Origin of the sequence: Paraburkholderia nodosa (assembly GCF_001718195.1) — a bacterium.
Classification (GTDB): domain Bacteria; phylum Pseudomonadota; class Gammaproteobacteria; order Burkholderiales; family Burkholderiaceae; genus Paraburkholderia; species Paraburkholderia nodosa_A.
Window position 1 is genome coordinate 155,396 of sequence record NZ_MCNV01000010.1, and the last position, 15,820, is coordinate 171,215.

Sequence of the window (15,820 nt, forward strand, 5' to 3'; positions counted from 1 at the left end):
CGCAGTTCCTGACGATGCAGCACCGACAACGACGTATAACCAAGGAGACACGCATGATCGGCAAGACCTTCAGACCACGCACCCTGCTCGTTGCTGCGACGCTGGCGGCGGGCGCGCTTGCAGGCGCGTTCGCGAGCGCGGCGCAGGCCGGCACGCTCGAAATGAACATTGCCTACAAGGGCGCAAGCCAGCGCGCCGTGTGGGAACAGGTGATCGAACAGTTCAAGAAGACGCACCCCGGCACCGACGTAAAGGTGTCGTTCGTCGACGAGGAAGCCTACAAGGTCCAGTTGCCGAACTGGCTCACGACCGCGCCGCCCGACATCGTGAACTGGCACGACGGCGAGCGCATGGGCTACTACGCGAAGCGCGGCCTTTTCGCGGATCTTTCGGACGACTGGAAAAAGAACAACTGGGACAGCATGTACGCCTCGACGAAGGAAGCTTCGTCGTACCAGGGCAAGCAGTACGCCGCGCCCACGGTGTATTACTCGTGGGGCATGTTCTATCGCAAGGACCTGTTCGACAAGGTAGGCATCAAGAGCGAGCCGAAAACATGGAATGAATTCCTCGATGCCTGCAAGAAGCTCAAGGCAGCGGGCATCGCGCCGATTGCCGTGGCCGGGCGCGACGCGTGGACACTGGCGGGCTGGTTCGACTATCTGGATCTGCGCCTGAACGGCAACGCGTTCCACCAGAAGCTGATGGCAGGCGAGGTGCCGTACACCGACCCGCGTGTGAAGAAGGTCTACGTGACGTGGAAACAGTTGCTCGACGACGGCGACTTCATTCCCAATTCGCTCTCGTACGATCTCGATGCGGCGCAGCCGTTCCTGTTCCAGGGTAAGGCCGCGATGATGCTGATGGGTACCTTCATCACGGGCGGTTTCAGCCCGACGGTCAAGCAGCAGATGGGCTACTTCCAGTTCCCGATCATCGACCCGAACGTGCCGACCGCCGAAGACGGTCCGGTCGAATCGCTGCACATTCCGGGCAAGGCGAAGAACAAGGCCGATGCGCATGCGTTCCTCGCGTTCGCCGAGACGCCGGATGTTGGCGCGCAGCTTGCCAAGGGGCTGGGTTCGCTTTCGGCCAACAGCAAGTCGCCGGAGCCCGAGGACCCGATTTCGAAGATCGGCTTTCAGATCCTCTCGAACACGAAGGGCGGCATTGCGCAGTTCTATGATCGCGACATGACGAAGGAAATGGCTGACGAAGGCATGAAGGGCATGCAGCAGTTCGTGTCCGATCCGACGAAGCTCGACTCGATTCTCGCGCAGCTCGAGCAGACGCGTCAGCGGATCTACAAGAAGTAAGGTGTTCGAAGCGAAGGCGGGCAGTGCGTCGGCGCTGCCCGCCGGGTAATCAAGCGGAGGTTTTTGCCGTGAGACAGGCAGTGAGTCATACCGTTGCGCATCGCGTGGACGGCGCCGCGCCGGCAGGCGGCGAGAACGGCGGCATGCAGCACGCAAGCGGGCGAGGCATTCAGCCGCGCCGCCGCGCGTCGCCCACCGCGCGGCGCCAGCGCCGTGCCGCGTGCCTCTTTCTCGCGCCCGCGGTCATCATGTTCGCGGTCTACGTGATCTGGCCGATTCTCTCCACGCTGCGTCTCTCGCTCTACAACTGGGACGGCATGACCGAAGCGAGCTTCGTGGGTTTCGCGAACTATATCGAGCTGTTCCACTCGCCCACGTTCTACACGGCGCTCAAGAACAACGTGATCTGGCTGGTGCTGTTCCTGCTCGCACCGCCCATGGGTCTTGCGATCGCGCTGTACCTCAACCAGGCCGTGGGCGGCATCCGCATCGTCAAGTCGCTGTTCTTCGCGCCGTTCGTGCTTTCTGGCGTGGTGGTGGGCCTCATCTACTCGTGGTTCTACGACCCCACGTTCGGCCTGCTCGCGCTCATGCTGGGCCGCGGCATTCCCGTGCTCGGCGACCCGAACTACGCCACGCCGGGCATCATCTTCGCCGCGCTCTGGCCGCAAACCGCGTACTGCATGATCCTCTATCTCACGGGCCTCACCACGCTCAACAGCGAGCAGATCGAGGCCGCGCGCATGGAAGGCGCGAAGGGCTGGACCATGCTCTGGCACGTGATCCTGCCGCAACTGCGGCCCGTCACGTTCATGGCCGTGGTGGTCACGGTCATCGGCGCGCTGCGCAGCTTCGACCTCATCTCCGTGATGACGGGCGGCGGACCGTTCGAAAGCTCGACCGTGCTCGCGTACTACATGTACGACCAGGCGATCAAATACTACCGGCTCGGCTATTCGGCCGCGATTGCCGTCGTGCTGTTCGCGATCATGCTGCTCTACATCGTCTATCACCTGCGCCGCCTGCTGCGCAGCGAGCACTGAATCCGCTACGAGGAGCCCCCATGTTTCCGATTCCGGTCGACAAGTGGAAGCCCACGTCGCGCCGCCTGTACAAGCTCTCGCTGCCCGTGGCGCTCGTCATCTGGCTGCTGCCGCTGATTGCCGTGCTGGTCACCTCGGTGCGCTCCACCGAGGAACTGAGCGAAGGCAACTACTGGGGCTGGCCGAGACACTTCGCGATGATCGAGAACTATCGCGACGCACTCACGACTTCGCCCATGCTCCATTACTTCTGGAACAGCGTGCAGATCACGCTGCCCGCCGTGGCCGGGGCGATTGCGCTCGCAGCGCTGGCGGGCTATGCGCTCGCCATCTATCGCTTTCCGGGCAATGCGGCGCTGTTCGCGACCTTCGTTGCGGGCAACTTCGTGCCGATCCAGGTGCTGATGATTCCGGTGCGCGACCTCACGCTCAGGCTGGGTCTCTACAACACCGTCGGCGGCCTGATCCTGTTCCATCTGTCGTTTCAGACCGGTTTTTGCGCGCTCTTCCTGCGTAATTTCATTAAGCAGCTGCCATTCGAACTCGTGGAGGCCGCGCGCATCGAGGGCGCGAACGAATGGACCGTGTTCGTGCGCATCGTGCTGCCGCTCATCCGCCCGGCGCTCGCAGCACTCGCCATTCTCGTCTTCACGTTCGTCTGGAACGACTACTTCTGGGCCTTGTGCCTGACCCAGGGCGACGACGCCGCGCCGATCACGGTGGGCGTCGCGGCCCTCAAGGGGCAATGGACGACGGCGTGGAACCTCGTTTCCGCAGGCTCGGTCCTTGCTGCGCTGCCTTCGGTGATGATGTTCTTTGCGATGCAGAAGCACTTCGTAGCAGGGCTCACGTTCGGCGCGACCAAGGGCTGAACGGCTGCTGAAGGGCGGGGCGATTTGACTTCGGCGCGGCGCTACGGTCCAATTTCAAACGACCCGACGCACGCGATACCCGCAAGGAACGCCCCATGGAGCAAAACGAACCGGCCCCACAGGCGATGCAGCCCGCATCGCCCACGCAACTGCCCGCAGCGCTCGTTCGAGAATTCGACGGCGAGCACCTCGAAGCGCGTCTTGCCGATGCGGTTCGCCTTTCGACCGTCAGCGAGGACGGCTGGCCGCACGGTGCGCAACTGAGCGCGGGCGAGATCCTGGCCGTGAACGCCACCACGCTGCTCATCGCGCTCTGGCCGCAGTCCAGCACCACCGCGAACCTTATGCGCGACGGCCGCCTCACGCTCTCGCTCGTGCATGACGGCGCGCTGCTGGAGATCCGCGCACGCGCACACGCCGTGGCGCAGCGGCAAACGGCACTCGAACTGAGCGTATTTCGCGTGGAAATCGAATCCATAACCGGGCATCGCGCGAAGTATGCCGAGGTGCTGAGCGGCGTGACGTTTCGGCTCTACGAGCCCACCCGGGTGCTCTCGCGTTGGCGCGAGCAGATCGCGATGCTGCGTACATTCGCCTGAGTGTGCACACAGTGCGTGGCGAAACCTTCGTGATGTTGTCATTGTCGATGTGCTAGCGTGTCCAGCGGGGCGCGCGCTTCGCGCGACCCCGGCGCGACGCAAAAACGAACGCTACCGGAACCACGATGCAGACCACGGTACTCACAGACTGGCAGCAATTCATGGCGCTGACGACGCAGCTCGACGGCTGGGCGTTTCGCGGACAGCAGAACGCGCAGTGGCACCTCGAAAGCTCGCTCACGCGCTACATGCGCGACTACGTAGGCGACCGGCTGCAATGGCGCCAGCGCGAGGAGCGCGCGATTCGCGTGTTTCGCCGCAAGGCGCACAACTTTCTCGCGCATCCGGACCTGCTCAAGGACGATCTGCGCTGTCTCGCGCTCATGCAGCACCACGGCGCACCCACGCGGCTGCTCGATTTCACCAAGAGCCCGTTCGTCGCGGCCTTTTTCGCGCTCGAACGCGCCACCGGCGACGCCGCCGTCTACGCACTGAACACGCCGGCGCTCTGGAACAGCCGCGCGCTGCCCAAGGTCAATCCCACGCTCACGCGCGACGTGATCGACCCGCGCGCGCACGACAACTTCGAGCGCTACTTCTTTAGCAACACAAACGAAATTCTCTGGTCGGGCGAGCCCACCGAGATGGACGACCGGCTCGTCGCGCAGTCGGGCACGTTCGTCGTGCCGGGCGTGATCGACAAGCCGTTGCAGGCCATTCTGGAAGGCTACGAGAGCCACGAGGAGCTGCTGCACAAGATCGTGCTGCCCGAGCGCATCCGCATGGACGCAATGAAGTGGCTCTACCGCATGAACATCACGAATGCGTCGCTGTTTCCGGGGCTCGACGGGCTCGCGCGATCCATTGCGGTGGAGCTGGAAATCGTATGGTCGGGCATGGTGGTGCCAGTTGCGGGCTCGCCGAACTGAACCGGCGCCAGCCCGCCGCGCCAACACTCAAGGCGTTTCGGGCCGCGGCAGATTGAGGCCGGGCGCGAGGCGCGTGGCCTTGAATTCCGTCACTTCGTAGTGGGCGACGCCTTGCTGCGCGAAGGGATCGGCGGCGAGCAGCGCATCGAGCCGCTCGCGCGGCATGTGCGAGGCGATGATCACGCCGCCGTCGCGCGGCATTTTTGGTCCTGCGGCAATGAAATTGCCGGCTTCGAACTGCGCGTCGAGGTACGCACGATGCGCGGGCAGGGCGTCGTCGATGCGTTCGAGCGAAGCGGTATAGAACAGCGAAACGATGTACATGGGCAATCGATAAAAAACGAGCGAAGTGTGTATGTTAGCGCGCGAGACCGCGCAACGCCGCGTGTTGTAACAGCATGATCGTCTTGCCGTCCACGATCTCGCCGCGCTCGATCATGCTTAGCGCCTCGCCAAGCGGCACTTCGACCACTTCCAGATCCTCGCCTTCCTCTTCGACTCCGCCGCCCGCGCCGGGCCGCTCGGCGGGGTCGTATTCGCCCAGGTAGAAGTAAAGCTTCTCGGTCACGGAGCCCGGGCTCATGTACGCCTCGAACACCTTGCGCAGGTTGCGCACGCGGTAGCCCGTTTCTTCCTCGACTTCGGCGCGAATGCGCTCGTCGGGCGCGGCGTCGTCGAGCAGGCCGCCCGGGGCTTCGATCATCATGCCGTCGTGCCCGTTGACGAACGTCGGCATGCGAAATTGCCGCGTGAGCACGACGTTGCCGCTGCGCGGATCGTGCAGCAGGATGGTCGCGCCGTTGCCGCGATCGTAGGTCTCGCGGCTCTGGCGCTGCCACGCGCCGTTGCTGCGCAGGAAGTCGAAGGTCACCTTGCGGAGCACATACCAGTCGTCGGACAGCACGGTGGTTTCGATCATTCGCACGCGGTCTTTCGTTGCAGTCATCTCGTTCCCCTTGGTCGGCATTCGCCATTCATGGTATCGTGCAGTTTCGTGCAAAATCAAGAAAATTCGTGCAATCCCGTGTAACCCGGTGTGCGCCATTCCCATGCTCACAGATCAACGAAAGAAAGCGATACTCGCGGCGCTCAAGCGCGATGGCCAGGTGCTCGCCGGCGAACTGAGCGCGCAATTCGGCGTTTCCGAGGACACCGTGCGGCGCGACCTGCGCGAGCTGGCCGCCGAGGGCCTGTTGCAGCGCGTGTACGGCGGCGCGCTCCCGGCTTCGCCGGCGGTGGCGCCTATCGCAGAGCGGCGCGGCATGGAGGTGGCAGCGAAGCGGCGCATCGCGCAGAAGGCCGCGGACATGATCGCGCCGGGGCAGGTGGCGATCGTCGATGGCGGGACGACCTCGGCGCTTCTGGTCGAGTGCCTGCCGCGCGATCTGCAGGCAACCATCGTCACGCATAGCCCCGGCGTCGCGGTGGCGCTCGCGGAGCATCCCGCCATCGAAGTCGTGCTGATCGGCGGGAAGCTCTACAAGCATTCGGTGGTCACCGTGGGCGCGGCGGCCGTGGAGGCGATCGCGCACATTCACGCAGACCTGTACTTCATGGGCGTGACGGGCGTGCACGTGCAAGCCGGGCTGAGCACGGGCGATTTCGAGGAATCCTATGTAAAACGCGCGCTGGCTGCGCGCGCGGCTGAAACGGTCGTCCTGGCGTCGGCCGCGAAGCTCAACGCGGCGTCGCCGTATTGCATCGGTCCAATCGGTATGGCGCAGACCATCGTCGTCGAGCGTTCGGCGGACGCGAAGCTGATCGAGCCGATCGAAGCGGCCGGCGTGACGGTGGTGCGCGCCTGAGTGCGTGATCACAGCTATCCCACGATGCCAAGAACAAACGCATTCAAGCCCAAAAGCAATAGCAACAGGATCGCAGGCAAATGGCGTATGACAAACGAGCCAGCATCGCGCTTGCTCAAACTGGGAGTCGCGTTGAATCTTGCACGTTTTCTCATTTCGAAGAATTCCCAAAGCGTCGCGCGCGACGACGATGTACCCATCGCAGCGAGGTGGTGGAGTCTCGCGTCACGGCGCTGAAGTTTCCAGGCAACGAACAGCGATGCTGTGTTCAGTAGGCAGCAGCCATCGAAAGCAGCAGGTAGCGCATGAGTTCGATTTCGTAGTCGACCGGCGCGGTCGGGGCGGCGCTGTCGTCCATTGATGGCGGAGGCGCATCTGCGTCGATGCACGCGCCGGTCGGAGCTTCCGTAGCGGCGCAAAACGCATTGCCACGGCCTGGACCCGCGCGCCGAAGCGACCTTAGCGCGCTGATCATGAGGGATCCGCCACGAAACAGGACTCGTCGATCGGAATCCGCATATAGCGACGGCCGTTGTCATCGGAAGCGGGCAGACGTCCGCCGCGCAAATTCACCTGCATCGCGGGGAACAGCAGCGCGGGCACCTTCAGCGTGAGATCGCGCGCAGTTCGCATCGCAACGAATTCGCTTTCGCTGATGCCGTCGCGCACATGGATATTGTGTTGCCGCTGCTCGGCAATCGTCGTTTCGAAGCGTACGTCACGCCCCGCAGGCGGGTAGTCGTGACAGACGAATACGCGGGTCGATTCGGGCAGTGCCAGGAGCCGCCGCACCGACGCATAGAGCGTTTTCGCATCGCCACCCGGGAAATCGCAGCGTGCCGTGCCGAGGTCGGGCATAAACAGCGTATCGCCGACGAACAGCGCATCGCCAATCAAATAGGCCGTGTCTGCGGGCGTGTGTCCGGGTGTCGGAATCGCACGCGCCGTCATGGTGCCGATCGTGAATGCTTCCTCGGGTCCGAATAGACAATCAAAGCCGTGCTCGTCGGCGAGATCGAACGTCGTCGAGAACAGCGAGCGCACGTCGGCGATACGCGCGCTCGTAGCGATGGTGCCGCCCCTGCGCCGTTTCAGTTCGACGGCGCCCGATAGATGATCCGCATGCGCATGCGTTTCGAGAATCCATCCGACGACCAGATGCTGCTCCCCGATAAACGCGAGGATGCGATCGAGTGACGCGGTCGACGGGCGCCCGGACGCCGTGTCGTAGTCCAGTACCGGGTCGATCACCGCGCAAGTCGAACCCTCGCCCGCATGAACGACGTGACTGACAGTGCCCGTCACTGCATCATGAAACGATTGAACATGAGGAAACATAAAACACTCCTGAAGCGTGATCCACTACATGCACGAAGCGCGCACGAGAAAGAACGTGCGTTGCGCGGCGGGCGCGGGCGCCGCAGACCCGTGATCGACATAGCGTTCGATCTGCACGTGATCGAAGCCGGCTTCGAAGCAGGCTTCGCGAAAAGCGGTCGGTCCATGAACGCGAAAACCGTGGCGGCTGAACGGCATCGACAGCGCCGCTTCGGGTGTCATCGCCGCGATCACCAGTTGTCCTTCGTCGCGCAGCACACGGCGGATTTCCCGAAGGGCTGCCAGGAGGTCCGGCCAGAAGTAGACGCTGTTGATCGCGATGGCCTTGTCGAATGAGGCGTTTGCGTAGGGAATGCTGGCGACGTCCGCCGTCGTCAGCGCGACGCGTCCGCGCGCCAGCAACATGGCGTTGCGTTCGCGAGCCGCAGACGTCATCGTCGGCGATATGTCGATGCCCACGAGCGTCAGCCGTGGCGCACGCGTCAGCACGGACAGGATATGGCCGCCGTTGCCTGGCCCGATCTCGACGATGCGTTCGTCCGCCTGCGGATCGAGTCTGGTGAACGCTGCATCGATCAACGCGGCGTTGACGCGCTCCATCATGTCGCCGACCGCGAGGCCGGTCTCGGCCGTGGGGCACGCGAGGTGCGACATCAAGGTATCGATGTCGATGCCCGCGAGCGCAGCGTTGGTGCTATCAGTTCTGGAGGTCACCTTCGACTCCTTCTTCCTGCGGTTTCGTGAAAAGGACCGACGACGCGAGGACGATGACAAGGTTGGCAAGCAACGCGATCACAGCGGCATAGACCGGCATCGCGAACGCGCCGACATGAATCGTGTAAGTAGCGGTCTTGAAGCCATTCACGGCCACCATCCACGTGCCGGTGCCCAGACCGGATATCCAGCCCGCCATCAGACTGCGCGCGCGCACGGCGGGCACGAAGAGACCCAGCACGACGGCAGGCAAGGTCTGCGTGATCCAGACGCCGCCGAGCAACTGCAACTGAATGGCAAACTGAACGGGCATGAACAGCACGAAACCCAGCGCCCCGAACTTGACGAACAGCGAGACCTGCTTTGCTACCCGGGTCTCGCGCGCCGCGCTGCAATACGGCGCGAAATACGGCCGCCACACGTTGCGCGTGAACAGATTGGCCGCGGCAATCGACATGATCGCGGCGGGCACCAGCGCGCCAATGCCGATCGCCGCGAACGCGACGCCGACGAACCACGAAGGGAAGTAGTGCAGGAAAAGTGCGAACACTGCGAAGTTCGGGCCGTATTGCCGGAACTGATCCGCGTACTCGGGCATCGCGCCGACACCCGCCGAGAGCGCCATCACACCAAGCAGTGCGACGAAGGCGAGCAGCAGCGAATACGCAGGCAGCAAGGCCATGTTGCGTCGGATCACGCGATCGGATGATGCGGAGAGTGTTGCCGTCATCGAATGCGGATAGAGCAGCAACGCAAGTGCCGAGCCGAGCGCGAGTGTTGCATACGACGAGTACGCGTTGAGGCTCGTGGCGTCCGGCGCTTTCAGCAGCAGCTTCGCTGGCGGCAACGCCGCGAACATGTGACCGAAGCCGCCAAGCCGCGCCGGGATCACGATCAGTGCCCCGATGATCGTCGCGTAGATCAGCAAGTCCTTGACGACAGCGATCATTGCCGGCGCGCGTAATCCGCTCGACCACGTATAGACCGCGAGTACGCCGAACGCGACGAAAAGCGGCGTTTCGCCGAGCCAGCCATGCGTCGGAAGGCCGAGCGCGCCGAGCGTGACCCGAATGCCCACCAGTTGCAACGCAATATACGGCATGGTCGCGAGAATGCCTGTCAACGCGATCGCGAGCGCAAGGGGGCGGCTGCCAAAGCGCTGTTCGATGTAGTCGGCGAGGGTCACGTGGCCATGCTTGCGCGCAACGCGCCACAGGCGCGGCAAGACGAGAAAGCCGAGAGGAAACGTGATGATGGTGTACGGCACCGCGAAGAACCCCGTCGCGCCCGCAGCGAAGACAAGCGCCGGCACGGCGACGAAGGTGTACGCGGTGTAAAGGTCGCCGCCGATCAGGAACCAGCTCATGACGGTGCCGAAGCGCCGACCGGCGAGTCCCCATTCGTGAATGGCGCTGAGATCGCTGCGCCGCCATCGCGCCGCCGCCATCCCCAGCACGCTCACCAGTGCAAAAAGTGCGATGAAGATACCTATCGACATTACGTTCATGCGGCACCTTCTTGCGATCGCGCTGCGGACTTGCGCACGGCGCTCGCGTCGAGCAGGTAAGCTGCACCCGTCAGCAGCGCGCCCGCGAGAACGCAGCCCGTTTGCCACCAGTAGAAGAATGGCCAGCCGTCGAGCGTGGGCGTCATGCGGTTGTAGAACGGCACGCTAAGCGCGGCAACAATGGGCGAGGCAAGCAACAGCAGAGTCAGCCGGGATGTCATCGGTCGAGTTCCAGGTCGAAAACGGGGGTGAACGCACGCGAGTGCGCGTTGATGAGCGCCGCCAGCCGTTCGATGCCGCGGTCGATCTGCTGCGGCGATACGGTCGCGAAGGACAGGCGCAGAAAGTGGTGGAGCGGATCGCGTGCAAAGAACGGCGCGCCGGGGACGAATGCGACATTGACGGCAAGCGCGTCTTCGAGCAGTGCCGCGCTGTCGATGTCGGGCGGCAGCGCGAGCCAGAGGAACATGCCGCCTTCGGGCACGTTCCAGCGCACGCCTTCGGGCATATGCCTGTCGAGTGCGGATAGCATTGCTTCGCATTGCTGATGATAGAAACTGGCAAGTCGCGGTACGTGAGATTCGAGCAATCCGTCGCGCACGGTCTCGTAGACGATGTGCTGCGAAAGCGTCGAGCTATGCAGATCGGCCGCCTGCTTGACCTGGACGAACTTTTGCTGCAGCGCGCCCGGCACGATCATGTAGCCGACCCGCAATCCGGGTGCGAGGGCCTTTGAAAACGAACCCAGGTAAATGACGTTGTCGGGCGCCATCGAATGGATGGACGGCAACTGACCGCCGTCGAACGCAAGCGCGGCATAGGGATCGTCCTCGACGACGATGAGCCCGGTGCGGCGGGCGATTTCCGCGATCTTCCTGCGACGCTGGAACGGCAGACGCGTCCCCGTGGGATTCTGGAAGTTCGGCTGCAGATACAACAGCGCGGCGCGCTCGGGTTCGATGTATTCGAGCGCTTTCGACACGATGCCGTGGTCGTCCGTCTGCACGCTCACGAATTCGGGTTCGTATAGCGAGAGCGACTGCAACGCGCCGAGATACGTCGGCCGCTCCACGAGCACCGCGCTTTGCGGATCGACGAGCACCTTGCCGATGAGATCGAACGCCTGCTGGGAGCCGCTCGTGATCAGCACGTTGGACGGCGTGACGGGATGCTGGCTGGTCGAGTGCGCGCGCGCGATCCATTCGCGCAATGGCGCGTAACCTTCCGTCGCGCTGTACTGGAAGATGTCGGCACTGGAAGCATGCGTCGCCCGAGCGGATGCATCGCGTAGTGCGGCGAGCGGAAACGAGGCGGGCGACGGAACGCCGCCCGCGAACGAGATCATGTCGGGTCGTTCGGTGAGCTTGAGAATTTCGCGAATCGCCGAACTGTTCAGCGATCGTGCGCGTTGAGCGATTCGCCGCTCGGCACGGGACAACGTATTTGCCATCTGATTGCTCCTCCTTGAAGAGCGTCATCGTAGACAGCAGGGAAACAATGAAAAAGACGGCTGGAGGAGTAAAACTGTTTCCGCGTGGAAACGATGGGGACGGGGACGAAATCGGGCCTGGGCCCTTTTTCATGCGCTCGAATGAAGGCTGTTTGCGAAGGGAGTCAGTCGTTCATCAAGGCGGGCAACGCTTCGGCGAGATAGTCGACGGTCGCGCGCATCGCTTGCGTCATGCCGCGTTGCGACGGAAAGACGATACTTAACGTGCCGCGTGGGATGTGCCAGTCCGGGAGGACGCGCACGAGCCGACCGTCTGCGAGTTCGGCCTTGCACATCGGCGAGGGTAGGGCGACGACGCCTAGCCCCGCCTGGGCCGCGAACTTCGCGAACGGCGCGTCGTTGCAGCGAATCCTCGGGTGGTAGGAAACGGTCGCGGTGCGCCCATCCGAGGCATGCAGCAACCAGGTACAGCCGGTATCGCGACGCGCCAGCTGCATGCCGTCCGCGCCGTTCAGCTCAGCCGGCTCGGAGGGCGGTCCATTCGCAAAGAGCGTGGGGCTCGCGACGAGCACTACGCGCGTTTGCCCAACGGGCCGCGCGATCAGCGACGAACTTTGCAGCGGCTCCGTATGGCTGCGCAGCGCAATGTCATACCCTTCTTCAACGATGTCGACATAGCGGCTGGAGGTCTGCAGATCGATGTCGATTTTCGGATGCACGGCGAGAAACGGCGGCAGCACTCTATCGAGCGCCATCCGGACGATGCCGGCCGCACACGTGATGCGCACGCGTCCAACCGGCTCCGTCAGGCGCGCCTGTGCGGCCTGCTCGGCATCGCGTACCTCGTTCATTACGCGCAGGCAGTGCGCGTGGAAGTCCACGCCCGCCTCGGTGAGCGAGAACTTGCGCGTCGTGCGGTTCGCAAGGCGCAGTCCCAGCGCCTGCTCCAATGCCTGCAGGCGTTTGCTAAGGGTGCCCTTGGGTATCCCGATTGCATCGGCCGCAGCGGAAAAGCCACGTTTCTCGACCACGACCGAAAAGTAATACAGATCATTGAGGTCGATCATGGCGATCGTTTCCGTACTGAGACAATGAATCCATTCTAGACCGCTTTCAGTGCGGTTCTCATCTGACGAAATGGTGAACGAAGCGGCGCCGCGAGCCGAAGCGCGCCGGCCTCGCGAATCACAGAATGCCGCTGCCTAGGCCACCGTCGACCTGGATCGTTGCGCCGTTGATATAGCTCGCACGGGGAGAGGCCAGAAACGCGACCAGCGCGCCGAGTTCCTCCGGACGACCGAGGCGCCGCAAGGGGACTTCCGCGGCCAGTTCCGCGAGGCCCTGTTGTTCGCTTCTGCCGTCCGCGAGTTTCTGCTTGAGCGACGACTCGCGGATGCGGTCGGTCAGTATCAGTCCCGGTGCCACGTTGTTGACGGTGATGCCATTGCCGTTCGCCTCGCGTGACAGCAGCTTGGCGAGGCCGACTACGCCCAGGCGCATGCTCGTCGACAGAATCGATCCCTGCATTGCGTGCCGCACCGAAAAGCTGACGATATTGATCACGCGGCCCTCGCCGGAGCGGCGCAGATGCGGCAGCGCCAGGCGTGTGAAGCGCGCGATGCTCAAGAAGCTGAGCTCGAACGCCTCTTGCCACGCGGCGTCGTCAAACGTGTCGAACGAGCCGAAGGGTGGACCTCCGGCGTTGTTGACGAGAATATCGAGCGAGCCAAATTGGGCGACGGTATCGGCGAGCGCATGCGATGCGTCGTCTGGACGCCTTACGTCCACTGTGATCGCATGTGCGTTCGTCACGCCCGCTTCGCGTAGCTGCGCCAGTGCGTGTGCATGATGGCCGCCGTTCGACGAAGCGATCATCACGTTCGCCCCCTCGCGTCCCAGTTCGATTGCGCTCGCCAGTCCGAGCCCGCGTGACGCGCCGAGCAGGAGCGCCGTTTTTCCCGACAGTTTCAGATCCATCATCTCCCTCTTCGTTACGAGAACACGGTCAGTCTAGTTTCCGGCGATACTTGCATAAACGGTCGATTCGGTAATGCTGGATTCCATTCTTGAAACGACCGGTCGACGTGTTCGTCTGATGAAATGAACCTATGGACTGGAACAGATTGCGGTTTTTCATTGCCGTCTATCGGCATCGGACGCTTGCCGGCGCTTCGCGCGAATTGAACAGCAATCCGCCTACGGTCAGCCGTCAACTGGCCGCGCTGGAGCATGAACTGAAGGCCAGGCTGTTTCTGCGCACGCCCCGCGGCTATTTGCCGACAGACACGGCCGAAGCACTGGTCGACGTCGCGACGCAGATGGAGCGCAGTGCGCTGGAACTCGAGCGGCGCGCGGGTGGTGCAGATATGTCGCCGCGCGGTGTGGTCCGTGTTGGCACGTCGGATGTGCTGGGCACCGGGTATGTCATACCGGCCATTGCATCGGTGCGTCGCAAGTACCCGGAGATTCGCATCGAGGTGGATATCGCTTCAGCGTTTTCCCGGCTCGCACAACGCGAGAACGATATCGTCGCGCGCAACGTACGACCGCAGCAGGCGTCAGCTATCGTGCGTCGTCTTCCCGGTCTGACGACCGCGCTGTACGCGAGTCCGGCGTACCTTGCGAACTTCCCGACGCCGCGTGATATTGGCGATCTCGTTGCGCACGAGTTCGTCGCGCTTGTCGCGGGCGACGGGATCCGCTGGTTCCCGCCGCTGCAAGCGTTGAGAACCAGCCTGCGGGTGCCGGGCGTACAGGTGAACTCGATTCTCGCGCTCGTCGCCTCCTTGCAAGGCGCGCTGGGCATCGGAGAATTGCCGACCTATATTGGTGATGCCATTCCCGATCTTGTGCGCGTGCTGCCCGATGTGGAAAGTGCCTACGATGTCTGGCTCGGCATGCATGCCGATTTTCACCGGACGGCACGCGTGCGTGTCGTCGTCGATATGATCGTTCAACAGTTTCAAATCGGGGAGGGCGGTCGAGTCGCACGCATAGCCAAGTCAGGGATGGCCGCGGGGGGCTAGCCGGGCTTGGTCGCTTTGCATTGCCGGAGCGTCGCAAACGTGACCCCCAGCGATGGGAAAAGGACCGCCCGCATGCGCGGTATGCTCAAGGGCTAGTTCGAAGAAGGCCCGAGCGCATGGTGAAAGCGAACGCCTCTTGAGCCAGACCAGATTCAGCGCGCGTTCTATTCGCATGTCAGCCACCTCCAGGGTGCGGATTTCGCCACGGGCGATTTCCGTCTCGATACTGAGGGAGGACAGGTAGGCCATGCTCGGTTGCGAAACAAGCATGCGCTTGATGGCCTCCGTATCGCTCACCGACATGGAAGGTACCATCTCGAACCCGGCGCGCTGATACGCGGACTCGACTACCGCGCGCGTACCCGAACCCGGTTCGCGCAGGATCACTCTCCGTTCTGCAAGATTGCGCGCCAACAGTAGTTGCCCGTTGCTTTGACGCAACCCCGGCGCGGCTGCGAGTACGATTTCGTCGGAGCCAACATATTGCGCGTGCAGGCGTGCTTCGTCGTATGGACCCTCGATGAAACCGAGCGTGTAGTTGCCGTTACCGAGGCCGCGCACGACCTCCTGTGTATTGGTCACAGTGAGTTCGATGCTGATCTTTGGATAGCGCGTCGTGAACGTGGCGATCATCTTCGGCACGAGGTAGACACCTAGTGTTGCGCTCGCGCCTATTTGAAGGTGCCCTGAGTCAAGACCTGCGATTTCCTTCAATTCGGATCGGGCCGCCTCGGCGAGGGTGAATATCCGTTCCGCGTAGTCGAATAGCAGTTTTCCCGCATAGGTGAGCGCCACGCCTCGGGGCAGCCTGTCGAACAGTAGGACACCCAGGCGATCTTCCAGTTCCTTGACTTCGCGGCTAACGGCGGGCTGGCTTATCCGCAGACGCAAGGCGCCACCGCTCAAGCTGCCGGCGCGCGCAACTTCATAGAAAGCAAACAGATGAGTGAAATTCATTGGCAAGGCCCGCGAGAATCGCCGTGGCCGATTCATGGTCCGAAATCCGGGCACCCACGATTTCCCACGAGACGGCCACGATGGTAGCGCCGTTTCATCCGCCATTAAAGGATGCCGCAAGTGCAACACCGTTTCCTGTGGGAAACGATCGCCGTGATCAGCCTGCAGGGGGCTGCCAGAACCTGGAAATGAGGTGGCATAACTCAAAGTCAGGCAACAGCTGCCTATTTTGTATTTTTCACGACACCGAACGACGCATAGCCT

Annotated in this window: 17 protein-coding genes; 7 read left to right on the forward strand and 10 right to left on the reverse strand. The window is 63.0% G+C overall.

Annotated features, from left to right (window positions below; all coding sequences use genetic code 11):
• The first annotated feature begins 53 nt into the window (after positions 1-53).
• From BFD71_RS19125 to BFD71_RS19145, 5 genes are all read left to right on the forward strand, one after another.
• Positions 54-1,316 carry an ABC transporter substrate-binding protein gene (locus BFD71_RS19125; protein WP_069265864.1) on the forward strand — a complete coding sequence of 421 codons (1,263 nt, stop codon included), beginning with the start codon at positions 54-56 and terminating at the stop codon, positions 1,314-1,316.
• 80 nt (positions 1,317-1,396) lie between these two features.
• Positions 1,397-2,359 (forward strand): carbohydrate ABC transporter permease, encoded by a 963-nt coding sequence (locus BFD71_RS19130; protein ID WP_069265865.1) that lies wholly within the window; start codon positions 1,397-1,399, stop codon positions 2,357-2,359.
• Positions 2,360-2,379: 20 nt separating this feature from the next.
• The gene (locus BFD71_RS19135) at positions 2,380-3,231 is read left to right on the forward strand and encodes a carbohydrate ABC transporter permease (protein ID WP_069265866.1); all 852 of its coding nucleotides are present in this window, start codon (positions 2,380-2,382) and stop codon (positions 3,229-3,231) included.
• A gap of 95 nt (positions 3,232-3,326) precedes the next feature.
• Positions 3,327-3,830: a pyridoxamine 5'-phosphate oxidase family protein gene (locus BFD71_RS19140; RefSeq protein WP_218108662.1), complete on the forward strand. Its 504-nt coding sequence runs from the start codon at positions 3,327-3,329 to the stop codon at positions 3,828-3,830.
• Positions 3,831-3,955: 125 nt separating this feature from the next.
• Positions 3,956-4,759: an FRG domain-containing protein gene (locus BFD71_RS19145; RefSeq protein ID WP_069265867.1), complete on the forward strand. Its 804-nt coding sequence runs from the start codon at positions 3,956-3,958 to the stop codon at positions 4,757-4,759.
• 27 nt (positions 4,760-4,786) lie between these two features.
• On the opposite strand, the gene BFD71_RS19150 is transcribed toward BFD71_RS19145, so the two are convergent.
• Both BFD71_RS19150 and BFD71_RS19155 read right to left on the reverse strand, forming a co-directional pair.
• Positions 4,787-5,083 carry a YciI family protein gene (locus BFD71_RS19150; protein ID WP_069265868.1) on the reverse strand — a complete coding sequence of 99 codons (297 nt, stop codon included), beginning with the start codon at positions 5,081-5,083 and terminating at the stop codon, positions 4,787-4,789.
• Between the two features lie 34 nt (positions 5,084-5,117).
• Complete coding sequence (locus BFD71_RS19155) at positions 5,118-5,705, reverse strand: NUDIX domain-containing protein (RefSeq protein ID WP_069265987.1); 588 nt, start codon at positions 5,703-5,705, stop codon at positions 5,118-5,120.
• Positions 5,706-5,808: 103 nt separating this feature from the next.
• Between BFD71_RS19155 and BFD71_RS19160 the strand changes: the two genes are divergently transcribed.
• Positions 5,809-6,564 carry a DeoR/GlpR family DNA-binding transcription regulator gene (locus BFD71_RS19160; protein ID WP_069265869.1) on the forward strand — a complete coding sequence of 252 codons (756 nt, stop codon included), beginning with the start codon at positions 5,809-5,811 and terminating at the stop codon, positions 6,562-6,564.
• Positions 6,565-7,035: 471 nt separating this feature from the next.
• On the opposite strand, the gene BFD71_RS19165 is transcribed toward BFD71_RS19160, so the two are convergent.
• From BFD71_RS19165 to BFD71_RS19195, 7 genes are all read right to left on the reverse strand, one after another.
• Positions 7,036-7,902: an MBL fold metallo-hydrolase gene (locus BFD71_RS19165; protein WP_069265870.1), complete on the reverse strand. Its 867-nt coding sequence runs from the start codon at positions 7,900-7,902 to the stop codon at positions 7,036-7,038.
• A 24-nt stretch (positions 7,903-7,926) separates the two neighbouring features.
• A complete protein-coding gene (locus BFD71_RS19170; protein WP_141710726.1) occupies positions 7,927-8,616 on the reverse strand; it encodes a class I SAM-dependent methyltransferase in 690 nt (229 codons plus the stop codon).
• Positions 8,600-10,123: a monocarboxylate uptake permease MctP gene (gene mctP / locus BFD71_RS19175; RefSeq protein WP_069265871.1), complete on the reverse strand. Its 1,524-nt coding sequence runs from the start codon at positions 10,121-10,123 to the stop codon at positions 8,600-8,602. Before mctP ends, BFD71_RS19170 begins: the two co-directional genes overlap by 17 nt.
• Positions 10,120-10,344, reverse strand: a complete 225-nt coding sequence (locus BFD71_RS19180) for a DUF3311 domain-containing protein (protein WP_069265872.1) — start codon at positions 10,342-10,344, stop codon at positions 10,120-10,122. The genes mctP and BFD71_RS19180 overlap by 4 nt, the downstream gene beginning before the upstream one ends.
• Positions 10,341-11,573: an aminotransferase-like domain-containing protein gene (locus BFD71_RS19185; protein WP_069265873.1), complete on the reverse strand. Its 1,233-nt coding sequence runs from the start codon at positions 11,571-11,573 to the stop codon at positions 10,341-10,343. Before BFD71_RS19185 ends, BFD71_RS19180 begins: the two co-directional genes overlap by 4 nt.
• A gap of 164 nt (positions 11,574-11,737) precedes the next feature.
• A complete protein-coding gene (locus tag BFD71_RS19190) occupies positions 11,738-12,640 on the reverse strand; it encodes a LysR substrate-binding domain-containing protein (RefSeq protein ID WP_069265874.1) in 903 nt (300 codons plus the stop codon).
• Positions 12,641-12,758: 118 nt separating this feature from the next.
• Positions 12,759-13,553: an SDR family oxidoreductase gene (locus BFD71_RS19195; RefSeq protein ID WP_218108663.1), complete on the reverse strand. Its 795-nt coding sequence runs from the start codon at positions 13,551-13,553 to the stop codon at positions 12,759-12,761.
• A 128-nt stretch (positions 13,554-13,681) separates the two neighbouring features.
• Between BFD71_RS19195 and BFD71_RS19200 the strand changes: the two genes are divergently transcribed.
• A complete protein-coding gene (locus BFD71_RS19200) occupies positions 13,682-14,599 on the forward strand; it encodes a LysR family transcriptional regulator (RefSeq protein WP_069265875.1) in 918 nt (305 codons plus the stop codon).
• Here the strand turns inward: BFD71_RS19200 and BFD71_RS19205 are convergent.
• Positions 14,576-15,556 (reverse strand): LysR family transcriptional regulator, encoded by a 981-nt coding sequence (locus BFD71_RS19205; RefSeq protein WP_069265876.1) that lies wholly within the window; start codon positions 15,554-15,556, stop codon positions 14,576-14,578. The two genes, BFD71_RS19200 and BFD71_RS19205, sit on opposite strands and share 24 nt — an antisense overlap.
• Between the last annotated feature and the right edge of the window lie 264 nt (positions 15,557-15,820).